The organism is Streptomyces goshikiensis, from assembly GCF_014650555.1.
GTDB lineage: Bacteria > Actinomycetota > Actinomycetes > Streptomycetales > Streptomycetaceae > Streptomyces > Streptomyces goshikiensis.
Genome location: NZ_BMVE01000005.1, coordinates 1 through 19,465 on the forward strand (window position 1 = coordinate 1; position 19,465 = coordinate 19,465).

The following is a 19,465-nucleotide window of genomic DNA, read 5'->3' on the forward strand; positions in this document are numbered from 1 at the left end:
GCTTCCTTTGTACTCACCCTCTCGGGCTTTCCTCCGGGCTTTCGTTCTTCGTTCTTACGTTTCCGACTCTATCAGAGTCAGTCCCGCTCGCTTTCCAGGTGATTCGCTTTCGCGTTTTCCCTTTCCGGCGGTTCCAACCTTACCAGATCATTTCCGTGCCGTTTCCGGCTTGGATTTGAATTCGGCGGCCGTTGGAGGGCCTTTGCCTTTCGGCGCTCCACCACATTAGCGCTTGTCCCTTGCGGCTCATAATCGGCCGCTTGGAATCAAATTCGGGCATGCCGAATAGGACCCCGCCAGGGGCAAGTCGTAGTGGGTGGTTTGGCCGCTCTGGGGGTCTGCGGATGGCAGTGCCCCGTTCAAGCGGCTCGGGCTACGTTAGGCGTCCGCCAGACCCGAGTCAAGTTGAGCGGCGCCGGGGCACGTGGGCGCGGTACGGGCTCACCGTCGGGTCGTGGGTGATCCAGTAGCGGTACGGGTGGGCCGCGCCGGCGCCGCCGACTCCGGTGCGGGGGCCCGAGCTCACCAGGTCGCGCGAGGTGGGGGTGCCTGCCAGCAGCGACAAGGGGGAATCGGCACCGGCGCAGAGGTCCGCGCCGTCCAGGGAGCGGTCCACGTCCAGGGCGGTGGCCAGACGGGCCGGACCCTTGGCCAGTTCTCGGTCCGATCTGGCTGAAATACGGCGTTTACGGGCGAGGTCCGCACCCGTGGTGATCTCCCCCGCGCGCAGCAGGACACCGCTCGCGTGGTCCGGCGGCCCGCACACCAGGTTGAGGCTGAACCACATGCCGTAGATGAAGTAGACGTACGCGTGTCCGGGCGGACCGAACATCGACGCGTTGCGGGCGGTGCGGCCCCGGTAGGCGTGGGAGCCGGGGTCGGACTCCCCCTCGTAGGCCTCGACCTCCGTGATGCGCAGTTCGAGGGGGCCCTCCGCGGTGCGGCGCACCAGGGTGCGGCCGAGCAGGTCGGGGGCCACGGTGAGGACCGGCCTGTCGTAGAAGGACCGGGGCAGGGGCGTACGGTCGGGACGCGCGCTCATCCGGTCGAGCGTAGTGGAACCGGCTCGAATCCCCGGGTGGTGCAACCGGGGCCTAAGGTTCCGCGTGGGTATGAGGTAGTCGCACAACAGTCCTTCAGCAGTCCGTTTAGGGGAGTCAGAGCATGGGGTTCAGGAAGCTGTTCGCGAGCCTGGGTGCCGGTGGTGCTTCGGTGGACACGATCATCACCGAGCCGAACGTGGTTCCGGGCGGGATCGTGCAGGGCGAGGTCCGGATCCAGGGCGGATCCGTGGAGCAGCAGATCGAGGGGCTGTCCGTCGGCCTTCAGGCGCGGGTCGAGGTCGAGGCCAACGACGGCGAGTACAAGCAGGACATCGTCTTCAACAAGCAGCGCCTCGGCGGGGCCTTCCAGGTGCAGGCGGGCGCACTGCACGTCGTGCCGTTCGGGCTGGAGATCCCGGCGGAGACGCCGATCACCCACTTCGGCGGTCAGCACCTGCACGGGATGAACATCGGGGTCAGCACCGAGCTGGAGATCGCCCGCGCGGTGGACGCCGGTGACCTCGACGCGATCAACGTGCACCCGGTGCCGGCGCAGCAGGCGATCCTGGACGCCTTCCGGCAGCTCGGCTTCAGCTTCCGCAGCGCGGACATGGAGCGCGGGCACATCCGCGGGACGCGGCAGACGCTGCCGTTCTACCAGGAGATCGAGTTCCTGCCGCCGTCGCAGTACCGCGGGCTGAACCAGGTGGAGCTGACCTTCGTCTCGGACGGCCACGAGATGGACGTCGTCCTGGAGATGGACAAGAAGCCGGGTCTGTTCAGCGAGGGCAGCGACACGTACCGCTGCTTCCAGGTGGGTCTGCAGACGTACCAGAGCACCGACTGGGCCGCCTACCTGAACCAGTGGATCGCCTCGGTCGGTTCGCAGCGCAACTGGTTCTGAGCGGTTCTAGGCTCGCAGCCGTAGTCGTACCGGTCCGCGATCAGGAGGTTCATCAGTGACCGAGCAGAGCAGGGCGCCCCTCCCCCACGCCTTCCACCCCGAGGTGCACGCCTTCTCCGTGGTGAGTTCGGACGTGACGCACGGGGCGGATCTGGGTGACGCCCAGGTCTTGCAGGGCGGGAACGTCTCGCCGCAGCTGCGGTGGGAGGGCTTCCCCGAGGGGACGAAGAGTTTCGCCGTGACGTGCTTCGACCCGGACGCGCCCACGGGCAGCGGGTTCTGGCACTGGGTGCTCTTCGACCTGCCGGCGTCGGTCACCGAGCTGCCGGCCGGGGCGGGCAGCGGGAAGTTCGAGGGGCTGCCGGCCGGGGCCGTGCAGGTGCGCAACGACTACGGCACGAAGGACTTCGGCGGGGCGGCCCCGCCGGCCGGGGAGCGGCACCGTTACGTGTTCACCGTGTACGCGGTGGATCAGGAGAAGCTCGGTCCCGGTGACGACGTCTCGCCGGCCGTGGTCGGTTTCAATCTGCGCTTCCACACGCTGGGGCGTGCTCAGCTGATCGCCGAGTACGAGGCTCCGGCGGGCTGATCTTCGCCGAGCGTTTGCCCGGTCCTGGTCTAAAGACGACCAGGACCGGGCATTTTTATTGCGTTGTCCCGCGTGGCGCGCGCGACCAGAGTGGTTGCGGGCCTTGCCGCCAGGGTGGTCGCGGGCCTGCACACGGGAGGTGGGCGAGATGCGGGACACGCTGGTGCTGAATGCGAGCTTCGAGCCGCTGTCGACGGTGACGCTGAACCGGGCTGTGGTCCTGGTGCTCCAGGACAAGGCGGTCGTCGAACAGTCGCACCCCGAACTGCGTGTCCGAGCGGCCACCATGGAGCTTCCGATGCCCCGGGTGATCAGGCTGTGCAGGTACGTGCGGGTGCCCTTCCGAAGACATGCGCCCTGGTCACGGAGGGGGGTGCTGGCCCGGGACCAGCACCGGTGCGCGTACTGCGGGAAGCGCGCGACGACCGTGGACCACGTATTGCCGCGGGCTCAGGGCGGCGGGGACACCTGGCTGAACACGGTGGCGTCCTGCGCGGAGGACAACCACCGCAAGGCGGCCCGGACTCCGGAGGAGGCGGGGATGCCGCTCCTCCGGAAGCCGTTCGTGCCGTCGCCGGCGGACGCGATGCTGCTTGCTCTGGGGGCGGGAGCGCGGGAGGTCCTGCCGGAGTGGCTGGAGCGTTCCGCGTAGGACGGTCCTTTTGACGGTCTGGCCGGTCCGCTGGGCGACGTACGTTATCTACGTCGTTCAGCGGAGCAGCAGCTGGACGATCGCGAGGGTTCCGACTACCACGATGACCGCGCGGAGCACACTCGGCGAGAGGCGGCGGCCGACCTTGGCGCCGATCTGGCCGCCGATGGTGGAGCCGACGGCGATCAGGACGACGGCCGTCCAGTCGAAGTCGGCGACGAAGAGGAAGAATACGGCCGCGATCCCGTTGACGAGGGCCGCGACCACGTTCTTGACGGCGTTGATCCGTTGCAGGTCGTCGCGGAGCAGCAGGCCCATGAGGCCGAGGTAGAGCACGCCCTGGGCGGCGCCGAAGTAGCCCCCGTACGCGCTGGAGAGCAGCATTCCGGTGAGCAGGGCCGGTCCCCCGTCGGGGTGTCCGGTGTCTCCTCCGGCGGCTTCCTGGCGCTTGCGCAGGGCGGCGGCCAGCCGGGGCTGGAGGATGACGAGCACGAGGGCCAGTCCGATGAGGATCGGCACGATCGTGTCGAAGGAGTCGGACGGCAGGGTGAGCAGCAGGATGGCGCCCGCGAGTCCGCCGACGAGGGAGACGGCGCCGAGCCGGATGACGCGGCGGCGCTGGCCCGCCAGTTCCTTGCGGTAGCCGATGGCGCCGCTGATGGAGCCGGGCACCAGGCCGAGGGTGTTGGAGACGTTGGCGGTGACCGGGGGCAGGCCGGTGGCGAGGAGCACCGGGAAGGTGATCAGGGTGCCGGAGCCGACGATGGTGTTGATGGTTCCGGCGCCGATGCCGGCGGCGAAGACCGCGAGTGATTCCCAGATGGACATGGACATGGACATGGACTGGGCCATCCCCTTTGCATGAGTGAGTCGCCTCCCCGCCATGAAGGTCGAGGGGCCTCACTGATCATGCAGCAGGGGAGGGGCCTTCAGTCGATCGGGGGCTGTTCGCGGCGGTCCGCCGCGCCCGTGTCGCCCGCGCTCTTGCCCTGGTTCTGCGGGTTGAAGCCCGAACCTCCGCCCATGGGGCCGAAGTTGCCCATGGCGCCGGAGAGGCCCTTGAGGGCGTCGCCGATCTCGCTGGGCACGATCCAGAGCTTGTTGGCGTCGCCTTCGGCGATCTTCGGGAGCATCTGGAGGTACTGGTAGGCGAGGAGCTTCTGGTCGGCGTCTCCGGCGTGGATGGACTCGAAGACCGTACGGATCGCCTGGGCTTCACCCTCGGCGCGCAGGGCTGCGGCCTTGGCGTCACCTTCGGCGCGCAGGATGGAGGACTGCTTCTCACCCTCGGCGCGCAGGATCTCGGACTGGCGGACACCTTCGGCCTGGAGGATCGCGGCGCGCTTGTCGCGGTCGGCGCGCATCTGCTTCTCCATCGAGTCCTGGATGGAGGTCGGCGGCTCGATGGCCTTGAGCTCGACGCGGTTGACGCGGATGCCCCACTTGCCGGTGGCCTCGTCGAGGACCCCGCGCAGCGCGGCGTTGATCTCCTCGCGGGAGGTGAGGGTCCGCTCCAGGTCCATGCCGCCGATGATGTTGCGCAGCGTGGTGACGGTGAGCTGCTCGATGGCCTGGATGTAGCTGGCCACTTCGTACGTCGCGGCGCGGGCGTCGGTCACCTGGTAGTAGATGACGGTGTCGATGTTGACGACCAGGTTGTCCTGGGTGATGACCGGCTGCGGCGGGAAGGGGACGACCTGTTCGCGCAGGTCGATCCGGTTGCGGATCGAGTCGATGAACGGGACGACGATGTTGAGGCCCGCGTTGAGGGTGCGGGTGTAGCGGCCGAACCGCTCGACGATGGCGGCGCTGGCCTGCGGGATCACCTGGATCGTCTTGACCAGTGCGATGAAGACCAGAACCACCAGAATGATCAGGACGATGATGATCGGTTGCATGCGGTTCCCCGTGCCCTTCCGGCTGTCTGTGCTGCCCCGTTGAACGGAGTCTCGCAGACCCCGGGGCCGCGAGTCGGCTGCTTAGCGCACAAGCTCTTATCAGCTCACATCACGACCGCGGTGGCTCCGTCGATCTCCACGACGTCCACCTGCCGGCCCGGTTCGAAGCTGGCGTCGGCATCGAGGCTGCGGGCGGACCAGATCTCGCCCGCGAGCTTGATGCGGCCGCCGCTGCCGTCGACGCGTTCGAGCACGACGGCGCTTCTGCCCTTCAAGGCGTCGATTCCGCTGCGGTGTTGGGGCCGCTGGTCGCGGTGCCGGTTCGCGATCGGCCGGACGACGGCGATGAGCGCGACCGACACGACGACGAAGACCAGGACCTGCGCCACCACTCCCCCGCCGAGCGCGGCCGTGATCGCGGCGGCGACGGCGCCCACGGCGAACATTCCGAACTCGGGCATTGCCGTCAGGACGAGCGGGATGCCCAGTCCGACCGCGCCGATGAGCCACCACACCCATGCGTCGATGTTCACATGGTCATGGTAGGTCGGGCGGGCGCGGTCCGGACAGGGTGCGGGGGCAGGCGTACCGCTCGTACTCGGGCCGTATTAGCGCAGCGGGAGACCCCGGGCGCTCCAGCGGTCGTGCTCGGTGCGCTCGACGACGAGCGGGAGGCCGAAGCAGAGCGAGAGGTTGCGCGAGGTCAGTTCGAGGTCGATGGGGCCGGCGGTGACGACCTTGCCCTGGCGGATCATCAGCACGTGGGTGAAGCCGGGGGCGATCTCCTCGACGTGGTGCGTGACCATGACCATCGACGGCGCGAGCGGGTCGCGGGCGAGGCGGCCGAGGCGGCGTACGAGGTCTTCGCGGCCGCCGAGGTCCAGACCGGCGGCGGGCTCGTCGAGGAGCAGCAGCTCGGGGTCGGTCATCAGGGCGCGGGCGATCAGGGTGCGCTTGCGCTCGCCCTCGGAGAGGGTGCCGAACTTCCGGTCGAGGTACTCGGTCATGCCGAGGCGGTCGAGGAAGGCGCGGGCGCGCAGCTCGTCGATCTCCTCGTACTCCTCCTGCCAGGTCGCCGTCATGCCGTAGGCGGCGGTGAGGACGGTCTGGAGGACGGTCTGGCGCTTCGGGAGCTTGTCGGCCATCGCGATGCCGGCGACGCCGATGCGCGGGCGCAGCTCGAAGACGTCCACCTTGCCGAGGGTGCTGCCGAGGATGGTGGCGGTGCCCTTGGTGGGGAAGAGGTAGCTGGAGGCGACGTTGAGCAGGGTGGTCTTCCCGGCGCCGTTGGGGCCGAGGATCACCCAGCGCTCCCCCTCCTTGACCGACCAGGAGGCCTGGTCCACCAGAGCCCGGCCCTCGCGGACCACGGATACGTCCACCAGCTCCAGAACATCGCTCATGAGCGTGTTGTCTCCCCTTGCAGTCTCGGTTCGCTGTGTGCACCTGTAGGCGCAGCCCCAAGGGAAAACCTACGCCACTCGCGGAGCGGTCCGGGCGCCAGGCCGGGTGCCGGGGGCTCCGGGGGGAGATCCGTAAAGTGGGGGGATGCTTTTCGAACCACGTTCAGGGCGGCTGGCCGCCTGGGGGAACGCGCTGCTGGCAGGTCTGGTCTCGCCCGACGAGGCCGTGTCGTCGATCGTGGGCGAGGACGCCGTGCACCGCGTGGTGGGGCTGCCGGGGGAATCTGGTCCGGTGGGGCTCACGCTCGCGCTGGGCCGGATGAGGGCGCTGGGGGTCGGCGGACTGCGGGTCGCGCTGCCGGCGCCGGGGCATCCGCTGGGGCTGAGCGGGCCGCCGGAGTTCAACGCGCGGGCGCTGGAGGCGCAGGAGGCGGTGGTCGCGGTGGGTGCGGCGCTGGGTCTGGTGCCGGAGGTGGCCGAGGCCGGACCGGCGGGTGACGTGCACGTCTCGGTGACGTGGCACGTCCTGCCGGTACGGGAGGCTCCGCCGGCGGACGTGCCGTCGCTCGGCGAGGCGGAGCGGGAGCTGGCGGAGGCGCTGCGCGAGGCGACGGTGGTGCTGACGCGGCTGGACGTGGCGGCGTCGGGGCCGGTCGCGGAGGCGGCGCTGTCGGCGTACCGGGCGCGGGCGGAGGCCGGGCGGGAGGCGTTGGCGCCGGGCTATCCGGCGCGGGCGGTACGGGTGCTGGCGCTGGCGCAGCGGGTGGACCTGATGGTGTCGCTGGCGTACGAGAACGGGCACGGGGGTGCGGTGGCCGCCTCGGAGATGGCGGCGCGGGCGGAGGCGTTGCGGCCGGTGGAGCGGGTCGCCCGGCGGGCGCTGGTGGCGGCCTACAACTCGGCCGTCGAGGAGCGGGAGCGGGATTAGCGCCGGGCCCGGTCGGGCGCCGGGCGTGCCTCGGCCCCGCTTCCCGGGGAGAAGGGAGGAAGCGGGGCCGGGGTGTCTCGCGGGGCGGGGTCAGGCGTTGACGCCGGTGTTGCCGAAGGCGGCGTTGAGCAGGCCGATCACGGTGACCGTGTTGCCGACCACGTTCACGGGGACGTCGACGGGGGCCTGGATCAGGTTTCCGGAGCCCACGCCGGGCGAACCCACGGCCGTGCCCCCGGCCGACGCCGCCGAGGAGACGCCGGCAGCCGCGGCAAGGAGACCGCCCGCGATCATCGTGACGGCAGTGGCCTTCTTGAAGTTCTTCACGTTCTTCGTCCTCCAGTACGTCTGCCGCGACAAAGCGCCGCGGCACGTACTGGAGAACGGTCGCGCGGCGATCGGGATACGCCATGTGGGCTACATACACCCGACCGTATGAATCTCATATCGGAACCGAACGGTCCGCTCGGGCCCGGAATCAGTCCCCGATGCCGTGCCGGACGGCCCACAGCGCCGCCTGGGTGCGGTCCGCCACGTCCAGCTTCATCAGGATGTTCGAGACGTGCGTCTTCACCGTCTTCTCCGACAGCACCAGCGCCCGGGCGATCTCCCGGTTCGAACGTCCGTCCGCTATGTGCGAGAGCACCTCGCGTTCGCGGTCGGTCAGCGCACCGCCCCGGCTCGACGACGGACTCTGATCGTCCTGCGTGAGCAGGGCCACCGCCACCTCCGGCTGGAGCAGGACGTGGCCCGCGTGCACCGAGCGGATGGCCCCGGCCAGGGCGTCGGGGTCGATGTCCTTGTAGACGTACCCGGCGGCGCCGGCCCGCAGCGCGGGGACCACCGTCCGCTGCTCGGTGAAGCTGGTGACGATCAGCACGCGCGCCGGGTTCGCCAGCTCCCGCAGCCGCCGCAGCGCCTCGATGCCGTCGGTGCCGGGCATCTTGATGTCCATCAGGATCACGTCGGGCCGCAGTTCCTCGGCGCGGGCGATGCCCTCCTCGCCGTCCGAGGCCTCGCCGACCACCTCGATGTCCTCCTGCACCTCCAGGAAGGTGCGCAGCCCGCGCCGGACCACCTGGTGGTCGTCGACGAGCAGTACGCGGACCCTGCCGGGTGTGTCAGCCACCGGGCACCTCCATCTCGATCGTGGTGCCCGTTCCGGGCTCCGAGTGCACGGCGAGGCGGCCTCCGACGCCGCTCGCCCGGTCCCGCATGGACACCAGTCCGAGGTGGCGCCCCGCGCGGCGGACCGCCGAGGGGACGAAGCCCTGCCCGTTGTCCGTCACGCGCAGGGCCGCGCCGCCTCCGCGGCGGGCGAGGGTGACCTCGACGAGGTCGGCGCCCGAGTGCCGCAGGGCGTTGTGGAGGGCTTCCTGGGCGACCCGGAGCAGCGCCTCCTCCTGGGTCGCGGGCAGGGCCCGTACCCCGTCACAGGTGAAGGTGACGCGCGCGGCGTGCGCGCGATCGAGCACGCGCACGTGGTTGCGCAGGGTCGCGACCAGACCGTCCTCGTCCAGGGCGGCGGGGCGCAGCTCAGTCACGGCGGCGCGCAGTTCGTCGGCGGCCTCGGCGGCGAGGGCCGCGACCTGCTGGAGCTCACCCTTGGCGCGGGCCGGGTCGCGGTCGACGAGGGCGGCGGCGGCCTGGGCGGTGAGGCGGAGCGAGAACAGCTTCTGGCTGACGGCGTCGTGCAGTTCGTGGGCGAGGCGGGAGCGCTCCTCGGCGATGGTGAGCTCGCGGCTGCGCTCGTAGAGCCGGGCGTTGGTGAGGGCGATCGCCGCGTGCTGGGCGAGGAGGCTGAGGAGGTCCTCGTCCTCGTCGGTGAAGCCGCGGGCGCCCTTCTTGTTGGCGAGGAAGAGGGCGCCGAGGGTCTCCTCGCCGTCGCGGACGGGAGCGCCGAGGAAGTCGGACATCTCGGGGTGCCCGGGGGGCCAGCCCTCGAAGCGCGGGTCCCTGCGTACGTCGGCCAGCCGTTCGGGGCCGTCCTGGTGGAGCATCGCGGCGAGGATGCCGTGCTGGCGGGGCAGCGGGCCGATGCGGCGCCACTGCTCCTCGGTGATGCCGTCGACGACGAACTGCGCGAAGCCGCCGTGGTCGTCCGGGACGCCGAGGGCCGCGTACTCGGCGTCCAGCAGCTCGCGGGCCGAGACGACGATCGTGCGCAGGACGTCGCGGACCTCCAGGCGGCGGCTCATGGCGAGCAGCGCCGTACTCACGGCGGCCAGGCCGGTGCGGGGTCCGTTGTGCATGGATTCACCGTACCGGCGGCCTTGATCACGCGGATCGGGCCGCGGACGTAGGCCGAAGGGCCCGGTGGGAGTGGGGCGGGCGGCCGAGGCGGCGCGGCGGGCCGGGTTCCTAGGTTGGGGGCATCTGCTCATGAGGACGGAAGGCGGGGGTGCGGTCATGTCGGTGGCGATGGTGACGGGGGCTTCGCGGGGGCTGGGCCGGGCACTGGCCGGGGAGCTGGCGGCGCGCGGCTGGGACCTGGTGGTGACGGCGCGGGGTGCGCGGGCGCTGGCGGAGGCGGCCTCGGAGCTGGCGAGGGCGCCGGGGGTGCGGGTGACGGCGGTGGCCGGGGACGTGTCCTCGGCGGAGCACCGCGGGGCGCTGGTGGCGGCGGCGCGGGCGCTGGGCGGGCTGGACCTGCTGGTGAACAACGCGGGAGTGCTGGGGACGGAGCCGCTGGTGGCGCTGGCGGCGCAGCCGCTGGACGGGTTGCGCGAGGCGTTCGAGGTGAATGTGGTGGGGCCGCTGGGGCTGGTGCAGGAGGCGCTGCCGCTGCTGCGGGAGGCGGGGGCCGGGGCGGCGGCGGGGGCCGGGGCGGTTCTGAACATCAGTTCGGACGCGGCGGTGGTGGCTTACGGGACGTGGGGTGCGTACGGGGCGACGAAGGCGGCGGGGGACCTGCTGTCGGCCGTACTGGCGGTGGAGGAGCCGGCGCTGCGGGTGTGGTGGGCGGACCCGGGCTCGATGCGGACGCGGATGATGGCGGCGGCGGAGCCCGGAGAGGACCTGGCGGGGCTGCCGTCGCCGCAGGAGGTGGCGCCGGTGCTGCTGCGGCTGGTGACGGAGGGGCTGCCGAGCGGGCGGTACACGGCGCAAGGGCTGGGGGTCAGGGCGGCGGGTGCGGGCGCCGGGGAACCGGCCGCAGAGCCGGGCGCGGAGCCGGACGCGGGGGGTCGGCGGTGAGCGGGGCTCGGGGTTCCGAAAAGCCGAGTGTGTATATAAGGGACATTCCGCCGGAGCTCGTGGCCCGGGTCCCGGCCGAGCAGCGGGGGCCCGGGCTCGGCCGGGACTCGGTGCGGCTGCTGGTCTCGCCGGGCGCCGGCGCGGTGTCGCTGCACGCCTTCCGGGAGCTGCCGGGGCTGCTGCGGGCCGGGGACGTCCTGGTGGTGAACACCTCGGCCACGCTGCCGGCCGCGCTGGACGCCCGGCTGGGCGGCGAGGACGTGGTGGTGCACTTCTCGACGCGGGGCGAGGACCGCCGCTGGGCGGTGGAGCTGCGGGACCGGGCCGTACGGGGGACGACCCGGCCCCGCGCCGGGGGCCCAGCCGGGGCGGTGGTGGAGCTGCCGGGCGGGCGGACCCTCGTACTGGAGGAGCCGCTCGCGGCGGGCGCGGACCGGCTGTAGTGGGCGCGGCCCTCGTGGGACGACGTACCGGCGCTGCTGCGGGCGTACGGGCGGCCGATCCGGTACGCGTACACGGAGCGGGACCAGCCGCTGTCGGCGTACCAGACGGTGTTCGCGGTGCCGGCCGCCGACGGTGCGGGGTCGGCGGAGATGCCGAGCGCGGGGCGGCCCTTCACGGCGGAGCTGGTGGCGGCCCTGGTGAGCAGGGGGGTGCAGTTCGCGCCACTGACCCTGCACACGGGGGTGGCCTCGCAGGAGGCGCACGAGCCGCCGTACCCGGAGCGGTACGCGGTGCCGGGGACGACGGCGTGGCTGGTGAACGCGGCGCGGGCGGCCGGGGGCCGGGTGATCGCGGTGGGGACCACGGCGGTACGGGCGCTGGAGTCGGCCACCGGGCCGGACGGGGTGGTCCGGGCGGCCGGGGGCTGGACCGACCTGGTGGTGACGCCCGGGCGCGGGGTGCGGGCGGTGGACGGGCTGCTGACCGGGCTGCACGAGCCCGGGGCCTCGCACCTGATGATGCTGGAGGCGGTCGCCGGGGCCGAGGCCGTACGGCGCGGGTACGCCGCGGCGAGGGCCGGTCTCTGCCTCTGGCATGAGTTCGGGGACGTTCATCTGCTACTCAAGGATGAGAAGCGTTACTGATTGCATTGCGTACGCAACGCACGGTGAGACCGTTATGTGCGCGATGTGAGCCCGGGCATAGGACCCAGGTCACTTACGAAGTTCCCTAGTGGATGGATAAAGGCTCTGTCAGGTCTGCTGCGCCTAGCGCCCGGACCCGAATTCGGGCATCTCCTGGCGCCCCTGATCCACTAAGTCGGATCGTACGTCACACCTTTGCCAGGCGTTTTTGCCACCGCTAAGAATGGCCGACGTCGCACAGCACCGCAGCCCAGATCCCGGATCGGCGCGGAGCAGTACCTGCGGCTCCCGCTATTCGAAGAGGTTGCCACTCATGACCGAGACCACCACTCCCGGCCACAGTCGTCGTCTGACGAAGGCGCACAAGCTGTCGATCGCCGGCGTTGCCACCCTTGGCGCTGCCGCGCTCGCCTTCTCCCTCGTCCCGGCCCAGGCCGGCGAAGAGACCGGGACCACCATCTCCGCCGCCCCCGTCGCCTGGACCCAGGCCGTCAACGGCGCCCAGACGAAGACCGTCCAGACGCACCTCGGCACCCAGCAGGCCGTGGCGACCAAGGTGGCGAAGGCCGACGCGGACGCCAAGGCGAAGGCCGCGGCCGCCGCGAAGAAGGCCCGCGAGACGAAGACCGCCGCCAGCCGGTCCGCCGTCCGTACGCCCGTCTTCGCGAACAACCTGGACGGCTGGATCAAGGAAGCCCTCTTCATCATGAAGAAGGAGGGCATCCCGGGCACGTACGCCGGCATCCACAAGAACGTCATGCGCGAGTCGAGCGGTAACCCCCGCGCGATCAACAACTGGGACATCAACGCCCAGAACGGCATTCCGTCGAAGGGCCTGCTCCAGGTCATTCAGCCGACCTTCGCCGCGTACCACGTCAAGGGCACCAAGTTCGACCTGTACGACCCGGTCGCCAACATCGTCGCCGCCTGCAACTACGCGGCCGACCGCTACGGCTCGATGGACAACGTCAACAGCGCCTACTGAGCGCGCTGACGGACCTCGCCACGCGAAGGCAGCCCCCCCCCACGCGCCTCAGGGCGGCCCCCGGTATCCGGGTGCCGCCCTGAGGCGTTTCGCGCACGCGAGCCGTACGAGTCGTACGGGCCGTACGGGCCGTACGGGCCGTTACTTGCCGGCGCGCATGACCTCCGGCTCGTGGCGGCGCAGCAGGCGCTGCACCGCGAAGCCGCAGGCGACGCCGAGGAGCAGCAGGACGGTGATGTTCAGGCTCCACTGGCCGACCGTGGCGTCCCAGAGCGGGTCGGTGTTGGTCGGGTTGTCGGCGTCCCACGGCGGCATGAGCACGCCGAGGTGCAGGGTGCTGCCGGCGGCCGCGATGGCCCAGCGGGAGGGCATCAGCCAGGCGAACTGCTCCAGGCCCGGGGAGTCGTACACCTGGAAGAGGATGCCCGTGAACACGACCTGGACGATCGCGAACATCACGAGCAGCGGCATGGTCTTCTCGGCGGTCTTCACCAGCGAGGAGATCACCAGGCCGAACATCATCGAGGTGAAGCCGAGCGCGATGACCGACAGGCAGATCTCGACGGCCGGCGGCATGATCAGGCCCTCGGCGGGCAGCTCGCGCGGGTAGAAGCCGATCCCGCAGATGACCACGCCCTGGACGGCCGTGATGATGCCGAGGACGATCACCTTGGACATGAGGTACGCCGACCGGGACAGGCCGGTCGCGCGCTCGCGCTCGTAGATGACCCGTTCCTTGATCAGCTCACGGACCGAGTTCGCGGCGCCCGAGAAGCACATGCCGACCGCGAGGATCAGCATGATCGTGCCGGCGTCGCCGTTGAAGCGGGAGGGGGCCACGGGGGGCGCCAGGCCGAACTTCGCGGGGATGACCGTGGAGACCACGCCCAGGACCGCGGGCAGGATCAGCATCAGGCCGATGAAGCCCTTGTCGGACGCGATCACCGAGACGTAGCGGCGGATCAGGGTCCAGAGCTGCGAGCCCCAGCCCTGCGGCTTGGGCGGCATCATCTGCTGCGGGGACGGCATCGCGACGGACTGCGGGGCGACCGCGTCGATGTCGGCGGCGTACAGCTGGTAGTGCTGCGAGCCCTTCCAGCGGCCGGCCCAGTCGTAGTCGCGGTAGTTCTCGAACGCCGAGAAGACGTCCGCCCAGGTGGTGTAGCCGAAGAAGTTCAGCGCCTCGTCCGGCGGGCCGAAGTAGGCGACCGAACCGCCCGGGGCCATGACCAGCAGCTTGTCGCAGATGCCCAGCTCGGCGACCGAGTGGGTCACGACGAGGACCGTGCGGCCGTCGTCGGCGAGGCCGCGCAGCAGCTGCATGACGTCGCGGTCCATGCCCGGGTCGAGGCCGGAGGTCGGCTCGTCCAGGAAGATCAGCGAGGGCTTGGTCAGCAGCTCCAGGGCCACGGACACGCGCTTGCGCTGACCGCCCGAGAGCGAGGTGATCTTCTTGTCCTTGTGGATGTCGAGCTTGAGCTCGCGCAGCACCTCGTCGACGCGGGCGGCGCGCTCGGACTCGGCGGTGTCGCCGGGGAAGCGGAGCTTGGCCGCGTACTTCAGGGCCGTGCTGACCTTCAGCTCCTTGTGCAGGATGTCGTCCTGCGGGACCAGGCCGATGCGCTGGCGGAGCTCCGCGAACTGCTTGTACAGGTTGCGGTTGTCGTAGAGGACGTCGCCCTCGTTGGCGGGCCGGTAGCCGGTCAGCGCCTTGAGCAGGGTCGACTTTCCGGAGCCGGAGGGGCCGATGACGCCGATGAGCGACTTCTCCGGGACGCCGAAGGTGACGTCCTTGAGGATCTGCTTGCCGCCGTCGACCGTGACGGTGAGGTGGCGGGCCGAGAAGGAGACGTCACCGGTGTCGACGAACTCCTCAAGGCGGTCGCCGACGATCCGGAACGTCGAGTGGCCGACGCCGACGATGTCGTTCGGGCCGAGCACCGCGCTGCCGGACTTCGCCAGGGGCTGGCCGTTGACGTACGTGCCGTTGTGGCTGCCGAGGTCGTGGATCTCGAAGCGTTCGCCGGGCATCGAGCGGAACTCGGCGTGGAGGCGGGAGACCTGGAGGTCGGAGACCACCAGCTCGTTCTCCAGCGCACGGCCGATCCGCATGACGTGGCCCAGCGAGAACTCGTGGAACGTCGTGGGGCTGCGGTCGTCGTAGCCGGGGGTCGCGCCCTGGCCGCCGCCCTGCTGGTGCGGGACGTGCGGCTGCGGCTGCGGCTGCGGCTGCTGCGGCTGCTGGTACTGCTGCTGCGGGACCTGCTGCTGCCAGGCCTGCTGCTGCGGCTGGGCCTGGTGCGGAGCCTGCTGCTGCTGCGGCTGGGCCTGGTACGCGGGGGCCTGCGCCTGGTGTGCCACGGGCTGCGGCGCGGCGGCGGCGCTCAGATTCAGCCGCGGGCCGTCGGTGGCGTTGCCCAGGTGCACCGGCGTACCGGGCGCGAGCTCGGTCTGCTGGACCCGCGCCCCGTGCACGTACGTGCCGTTGGTGCTGCCGTGGTCCTCGATGCCCCAACCGCGGCCGTTCCAGCTGATGGTGGCGTGTCGCCACGACACCCGGGCGTCATCGATCACCACATCTCCCTGGGGATCACGCCCCAGGGAGTACGACCTGGACGGATCGAGCGTCCAGGTCCTGCCATTCAATTCCAGTACGAGTTCCGGCACTCCAGCCCCACTTAAGTCCCCCGAGAATCCCCCTGATGCCAGGGAGTCTAGGGATGGCGAACATCCGGGGGAACTATTTCAGGCCCGCGGCCACATGTGGAATCGGGGCCGCTGAAGGGCGCGTACGCCTGCCCGTTGGCAGGGTCGAAAGCCACCCGGAGAGTGCGATAGGGGACTTCTCACCCGCCACTTCCGACGGTTCCGCCGCCCCCGTCCCGGCCGACGGTCCGACCGCCGGCCGCGGCCGGGAGACCCGGCCGGGCCGCCCCGGGCGGCGGGCGCGGCGGGGACAGCCGGCGGGCCCGGCCGGGGCGGCCCCATTCGGACGGCGCGGCGTTCGGTGGGTGGGACGGGGGTCCTGCCGTGTGGCCGGGGAAGATACGGTGAGGGCACCATGAGCGCTTCGCAGACCTCCGACGTCCCCACCCTCCTCGTCAAGATCTTCGGCAAGGACCGTCCCGGGATCACCGCCGGGCTGTTCGACACCCTCGCCGCCTACTCGGTCGACGTCGTCGACATCGAGCAGGTCGTCACCCGTGGCCGCATCGTCCTGTGCGCCCTCGTCACCCAGCCCGCCGGCGCGGCCGAGGGCGAGCTGCGGGCCACCGTCCACAGCTGGGCCGAGTCGCTGCGGCTGCAGGCCGAGATCCTCTCCGGTACCGGTGACAACCGGCCGCGCGGCAGCGGCCGTTCGCACGTCACCGTGCTCGGCCACCCGCTGACCGCCGAGTCCACGGCGGCCATCGCCGCCCGGATCACCTCGACCGGCGGCAACATCGACCGCATCTTCCGCCTCGCGAAATATCCGGTGACGGCGGTCGAATTCGCCGTGTCCGGCGTCGAGACCGGGCCGCTGCGCACCGCGCTGGCCACCGAGGCCGCGCAGATCGGCGTGGACGTGGCCGTGGTGTCGGCGGGGCTGCACCGCCGGGCCCAGCGGCTGGTCGTCATGGACGTGGACTCGACCCTGATCCAGGACGAGGTCATCGAGCTTTTCGCGGCGCACGCCGGCTGCGAGGCCGAGGTCGCCGAGGTGACCGAGCGGGCCATGCGCGGCGAGCTGGACTTCGAGCAGTCGCTGCACGCCCGGGTCTCGCTGCTGGCCGGGCTCGACGCGTCGGTGGTGGACAAGGTGCGCGCCGAGGTCCGCCTGACCCCCGGCGCCCGGACCCTGATCCGTACCCTCAAGTCGCTCGGCTACCAGGTCGGCGTGGTCTCGGGCGGGTTCACCCAGGTGACGGACGACCTCCAGGAGCGGCTGGGGCTGGACTTCGCCTCCGCCAACACGCTGGAGATCGTGGACGGCAAGCTGACCGGCCGGGTCACCGGCGAGATCGTCGACCGGGCGGGCAAGGCCCGGCTGCTGCGCCGGTTCGCGGCGGAGGCCGGGGTGCCGCTGGACCAGACGGTGGCGATCGGTGACGGCGCCAACGACCTGGACATGCTGAACGCGGCCGGGCTGGGCGTGGCCTTCAACGCCAAGCCGGTGGTCCGCGAGGCCGCGCACACCGCCGTGAACGTGCCGTTCCTGGACGCGGTGCTGTACCTGCTGGGGATCACCCGGGAAGAGGTCGAGGCCGCCGGTCTCTCCTGAGCCCCCGCGCGCGTACGAGGACGGGCCCCGGCGGATCATCCGCGCCGGGGCCCGTCCTCGTGGTGCGGGCCGGGCTGCCGGCCACGCTCCGGTCAGTGTTCCTTGGGCGTCCAGTAGTCCTGCAGCGTGCCGACCCCGTGCTCCAGCGACTTCCACGAGCCGGTGAAGGAGACGATCGCGAGCGCCGCGGTCGGGAAGCCCGTGCGGTTCATCCTCGTCGCGGTGTCTCCCTCCGCGCGCCCGGCCAGGGCGTCGGCGAGGGCGTGCATGCCGGGGTTGTGGCCGATGACGAGGAGGTCGGACACCTCGTCCGAGGTCTCGTTCAGCAGGGCGATGAGCTCACCGAGGGAGGCGTCGTAGAGCCGCTCCTCGTAGTGGGTCTTCGGCCGGTGCGGCAGTTCCTGGACGGCGAGCTTCCAGGTTTCGCGGGTGCGGGCGGCGGTGGAGCAGAGGGCCAGGTCGAAGGAGATGCCGGTTTCGGCCAGCTTCAGACCGACGGCCGGTGCGTCCTTGCGGCCTCGCTCGGCCAGCGGGCGTTCGTGGTCGGACACCTCGGGCCAGTCGGCCTTGGCGTGCCGGAGGAGGACGATCCTGCGGGGTGTGTCGGCGCTCATGACCCCCAGCTTCGCATGAAACGAGCCACGGGGCCCGGGGTGTTGGCGTGCTCCCCCGCCGCCCGGTTCAGCCGACGACGCGCAGCAGTTGCTCGGTCACCTGGAGCAGCGCGGAGGCCTCGCCGACAGCGGCGTGGGACTCGGCCGATCCGGCGAGGAGGAGCAGCAGGAGCCCGAAGGCCAGCGCGGGCAGGGCCAGCGCCCACCAGTGCAGGCGGGCGTTGGCTCCGGCGGCGGCCGGGCGGCGGGAGGCGGCGGCGGCGGTCGGGAGGTAGCGGGTGTGCGTGGGGGCCGACATGGCCGCCTCCGTGGGTGTTCGGGCGGGACTGGCTCGCTGACTTCGAATCTATGGATTCGGGGCAGCGGATCCCATCCGGGGGACACCCCATCTGACCCTGAGCCTTACCCCCTAGGGGTTGGTGGGGCTATCCCCACCAAGCCCGCCGGGCGCCGCGGCTCAGGGGGAGGCGAGCGTCGCGATGACGGAGATGATGACGGTCACGACGAGCATCGCGCCGAGGACGAGGCCGAGCTTCTTGTGGCTGTCCGGCGGGTTCGGTTCGAGTACGGGCGACATGTGCCTCAGTTTCGCATGCCGCATTCGTCCTCGATCGTGCGGTCCCGGCCGGCCAGCACGCCGAGCGCGACCTGCGGGACGAGCAGCCCGGCCATCAGGGCGAGCGGCAGGTCCCAGCCGCCGCTGTGCTGGTAGAGGGCGCCGATGAGCAGCGGTCCGGGGATGGAGATGAGGTAGCCGGTGCTCTGGGCGAAGGCGGAGAGCCTGACGACGCCGGCCGAGGACCTGGCGCGCAGCCCGATCATGGTGATGACGAGGGGGAAGGCGCAGTTGGAGATGCCGAGGAGGAGCGCCCAGGCCCAGGCTCCGGCGGCCGGGGCGAGGTAGAGCCCGAGGTAGCCGGCGAGGCCGAAGAGGCCGAGGGTGACGGCGATGGGGCCCTGGTTGCGCATCCGGCCGGCGAGGCGCGGGATGACGAAGGCGAGGGGGACGCCCATGACCATGGTGACGGCGAGCAGGACGCCCGCGGTGGCGGCGGAGACCCCGGCGTCGCGGAAGATCTGCGGGAGCCAGCCCATGGTGACGTAGGCGCCGGTGGCCTGGAGGCCGAAGTAGCAGGCCAGGGCCCAGGCGGTACGGCTGCGGACGACGCGCGGCCCGGTGTCGGCCGGTGCGCCGGCGGCGGTGCCCGCGGCGGCGGCCTCGGCGGCCCGCGTGCGGCGGGCCGCGGTGGCGATGGGCAGCCAGGGCAGTACGGCGGCCAGCGCGAGCACGGCCCAGACGAGCAGGCCGGTGCGCCAGCTGCCGCCGAGGGCGGAGGTCAGCGGGACCGTCGCGGCGGCGGCGAGCGAGGTGCCGGCGGCCAGGGCCATGGAGTAGAGGCCGGTCATCGTGCCGACGCGGTCGGGGAACCAGCGCTTGACGATCACCGGGAGCAGCACGTTGGTCAGGGCTATGCCGGCGAGGGACAGGGCGCTGGCGGCGAGGAACCCGGCGGCGCTGCTCGCGAAGGGCCGGATCAGCAGGCCGGCGGCGATGGCGGCCATGCCGGCGCAGACGACGGCGGCGGGCCCGAAGCGACGGGAGAGCCGGGGCGCGGTGACGCCGACCGCGGCGAAGCAGAGGGCGGGGACGGAGGTGATCAGTCCGGCGACGGTGCCGCTCATGCCGAGGCCGGTGCGGGTCTCCTCGAAGAGGGCGCCGAGGCTGGTGATGGCGGGCCGCAGGTTGAGGGCGGCGAGGACGATGCCGACGATGAGGACGGGGCCGAGCCATTGCGGTTGCGGGGCGGCGGCCGGGGTGGCGGCGGGGCGCGGGAGCGCCTGGTGAGGGGCGGCCTTGGGCCGGTTCAGTGTCTGGATTTCATCGTCGGGCATGGGGTCATCATA

At 71.4% G+C, this 19,465-nt stretch carries 20 protein-coding genes and 1 pseudogene; 8 read left to right on the forward strand and 13 right to left on the reverse strand.

The genetic code is table 11. From position 1 onward, the window contains the following. Positions 1-400: 400 nt before the first annotated feature. Positions 401-1,042, reverse strand: a complete 642-nt coding sequence (locus IE248_RS16260) for a DNA-3-methyladenine glycosylase (RefSeq protein ID WP_190031050.1) — start codon at positions 1,040-1,042, stop codon at positions 401-403. Between the two features lie 122 nt (positions 1,043-1,164). On the opposite strand from IE248_RS16260, the gene IE248_RS16265 reads away from it, so the two are divergent. The 3 genes from IE248_RS16265 to IE248_RS16275 all read left to right on the forward strand — a co-directional run bounded on the left by IE248_RS16265 (position 1,165) and on the right by IE248_RS16275 (position 3,188). Further along, on the forward strand, positions 1,165-1,947 hold the full coding sequence (locus IE248_RS16265; protein WP_008743857.1) for a sporulation protein: 783 nt from the start codon (positions 1,165-1,167) through the stop codon (positions 1,945-1,947). 55 nt (positions 1,948-2,002) lie between these two features. Next, positions 2,003-2,536, forward strand: a complete 534-nt coding sequence (locus IE248_RS16270) for a YbhB/YbcL family Raf kinase inhibitor-like protein (protein WP_100583364.1) — start codon at positions 2,003-2,005, stop codon at positions 2,534-2,536. 148 nt (positions 2,537-2,684) lie between these two features. Then, positions 2,685-3,188 (forward strand): HNH endonuclease, encoded by a 504-nt coding sequence (locus tag IE248_RS16275; RefSeq protein ID WP_037795412.1) that lies wholly within the window; start codon positions 2,685-2,687, stop codon positions 3,186-3,188. A 57-nt stretch (positions 3,189-3,245) separates the two neighbouring features. Here the strand turns inward: IE248_RS16275 and IE248_RS16280 are convergent, their stop codons facing one another. From IE248_RS16280 to IE248_RS16295, 4 genes are all read right to left on the reverse strand, one after another. After that, positions 3,246-4,022, reverse strand: coding sequence for a sulfite exporter TauE/SafE family protein (locus tag IE248_RS16280; protein ID WP_190031195.1), 777 nt, complete (start codon positions 4,020-4,022; stop codon positions 3,246-3,248). 95 nt (positions 4,023-4,117) lie between these two features. Continuing rightward, positions 4,118-5,086, reverse strand: coding sequence for an SPFH domain-containing protein (locus tag IE248_RS16285; RefSeq protein WP_008743861.1), 969 nt, complete (start codon positions 5,084-5,086; stop codon positions 4,118-4,120). A gap of 104 nt (positions 5,087-5,190) precedes the next feature. Then, entirely contained in the window at positions 5,191-5,619 is a 429-nt protein-coding gene (locus tag IE248_RS16290; RefSeq protein WP_008743862.1) for an NfeD family protein, read from the reverse strand. A gap of 75 nt (positions 5,620-5,694) precedes the next feature. Continuing rightward, positions 5,695-6,489, reverse strand: coding sequence for an ABC transporter ATP-binding protein (locus IE248_RS16295; protein WP_008743863.1), 795 nt, complete (start codon positions 6,487-6,489; stop codon positions 5,695-5,697). A 145-nt stretch (positions 6,490-6,634) separates the two neighbouring features. On the opposite strand from IE248_RS16295, the gene IE248_RS16300 reads away from it, so the two are divergent. Next, positions 6,635-7,417 carry an Rv1486c family protein gene (locus tag IE248_RS16300; protein WP_190031051.1) on the forward strand — a complete coding sequence of 261 codons (783 nt, stop codon included), beginning with the start codon at positions 6,635-6,637 and terminating at the stop codon, positions 7,415-7,417. Positions 7,418-7,507: 90 nt separating this feature from the next. On the opposite strand, the gene IE248_RS16305 is transcribed toward IE248_RS16300, so the two are convergent. The 3 genes from IE248_RS16305 to IE248_RS16315 all read right to left on the reverse strand — a co-directional run bounded on the left by IE248_RS16305 (position 7,508) and on the right by IE248_RS16315 (position 9,669). Further along, positions 7,508-7,744, reverse strand: coding sequence for a chaplin (locus IE248_RS16305; protein ID WP_073798840.1), 237 nt, complete (start codon positions 7,742-7,744; stop codon positions 7,508-7,510). 151 nt (positions 7,745-7,895) lie between these two features. Further along, positions 7,896-8,546 carry a response regulator gene (locus IE248_RS16310; RefSeq protein WP_073780637.1) on the reverse strand — a complete coding sequence of 217 codons (651 nt, stop codon included), beginning with the start codon at positions 8,544-8,546 and terminating at the stop codon, positions 7,896-7,898. Continuing rightward, positions 8,539-9,669 carry a GAF domain-containing sensor histidine kinase gene (locus tag IE248_RS16315; RefSeq protein WP_008743868.1) on the reverse strand — a complete coding sequence of 377 codons (1,131 nt, stop codon included), beginning with the start codon at positions 9,667-9,669 and terminating at the stop codon, positions 8,539-8,541. The genes IE248_RS16310 and IE248_RS16315 overlap by 8 nt, the downstream gene beginning before the upstream one ends. Positions 9,670-9,826: 157 nt before the next feature. Here IE248_RS16315 and IE248_RS16320 point away from each other — a divergent pair, with 157 nt between their 5' ends. From IE248_RS16320 to IE248_RS16330, 3 genes and pseudogenes are all read left to right on the forward strand, one after another. After that, a complete protein-coding gene (locus IE248_RS16320; protein ID WP_190031052.1) occupies positions 9,827-10,612 on the forward strand; it encodes an SDR family NAD(P)-dependent oxidoreductase in 786 nt (261 codons plus the stop codon). Beyond that, positions 10,609-11,700 (forward strand): annotated as a pseudogene (locus IE248_RS16325) (S-adenosylmethionine:tRNA ribosyltransferase-isomerase). Before IE248_RS16320 ends, IE248_RS16325 begins: the two are co-directional and overlap by 4 nt. Positions 11,701-12,013: 313 nt before the next feature. Continuing rightward, complete coding sequence (locus IE248_RS16330) at positions 12,014-12,685, forward strand: transglycosylase SLT domain-containing protein (RefSeq protein ID WP_100583366.1); 672 nt, start codon at positions 12,014-12,016, stop codon at positions 12,683-12,685. Between the two features lie 141 nt (positions 12,686-12,826). Here the strand turns inward: IE248_RS16330 and IE248_RS16335 are convergent, their stop codons facing one another. After that, positions 12,827-15,352, reverse strand: a complete 2,526-nt coding sequence (locus tag IE248_RS16335; protein ID WP_190031053.1) for an ABC transporter ATP-binding protein/permease — start codon at positions 15,350-15,352, stop codon at positions 12,827-12,829. Between the two features lie 394 nt (positions 15,353-15,746). On the opposite strand from IE248_RS16335, the gene serB reads away from it, so the two are divergent. After that, entirely contained in the window at positions 15,747-16,946 is a 1,200-nt protein-coding gene (gene serB / locus IE248_RS16340) for a phosphoserine phosphatase SerB (RefSeq protein ID WP_047960532.1), read from the forward strand. 92 nt (positions 16,947-17,038) lie between these two features. Here serB and IE248_RS16345 read toward each other — a convergent pair whose 3' ends face one another. The 4 genes from IE248_RS16345 to IE248_RS16355 form a co-directional block, all read right to left on the reverse strand. Continuing rightward, positions 17,039-17,560 carry a SixA phosphatase family protein gene (locus tag IE248_RS16345; RefSeq protein ID WP_037797351.1) on the reverse strand — a complete coding sequence of 174 codons (522 nt, stop codon included), beginning with the start codon at positions 17,558-17,560 and terminating at the stop codon, positions 17,039-17,041. 67 nt (positions 17,561-17,627) lie between these two features. Continuing rightward, complete coding sequence (locus tag IE248_RS16350) at positions 17,628-17,858, reverse strand: hypothetical protein (RefSeq protein ID WP_037797352.1); 231 nt, start codon at positions 17,856-17,858, stop codon at positions 17,628-17,630. 159 nt (positions 17,859-18,017) lie between these two features. After that, entirely contained in the window at positions 18,018-18,137 is a 120-nt protein-coding gene (locus IE248_RS38185) for an SGM_5486 family transporter-associated protein (RefSeq protein WP_252100471.1), read from the reverse strand. Between the two features lie 5 nt (positions 18,138-18,142). Then, positions 18,143-19,453: a CynX/NimT family MFS transporter gene (locus IE248_RS16355; RefSeq protein WP_190031054.1), complete on the reverse strand. Its 1,311-nt coding sequence runs from the start codon at positions 19,451-19,453 to the stop codon at positions 18,143-18,145. Positions 19,454-19,465: the final 12 nt, after the last annotated feature.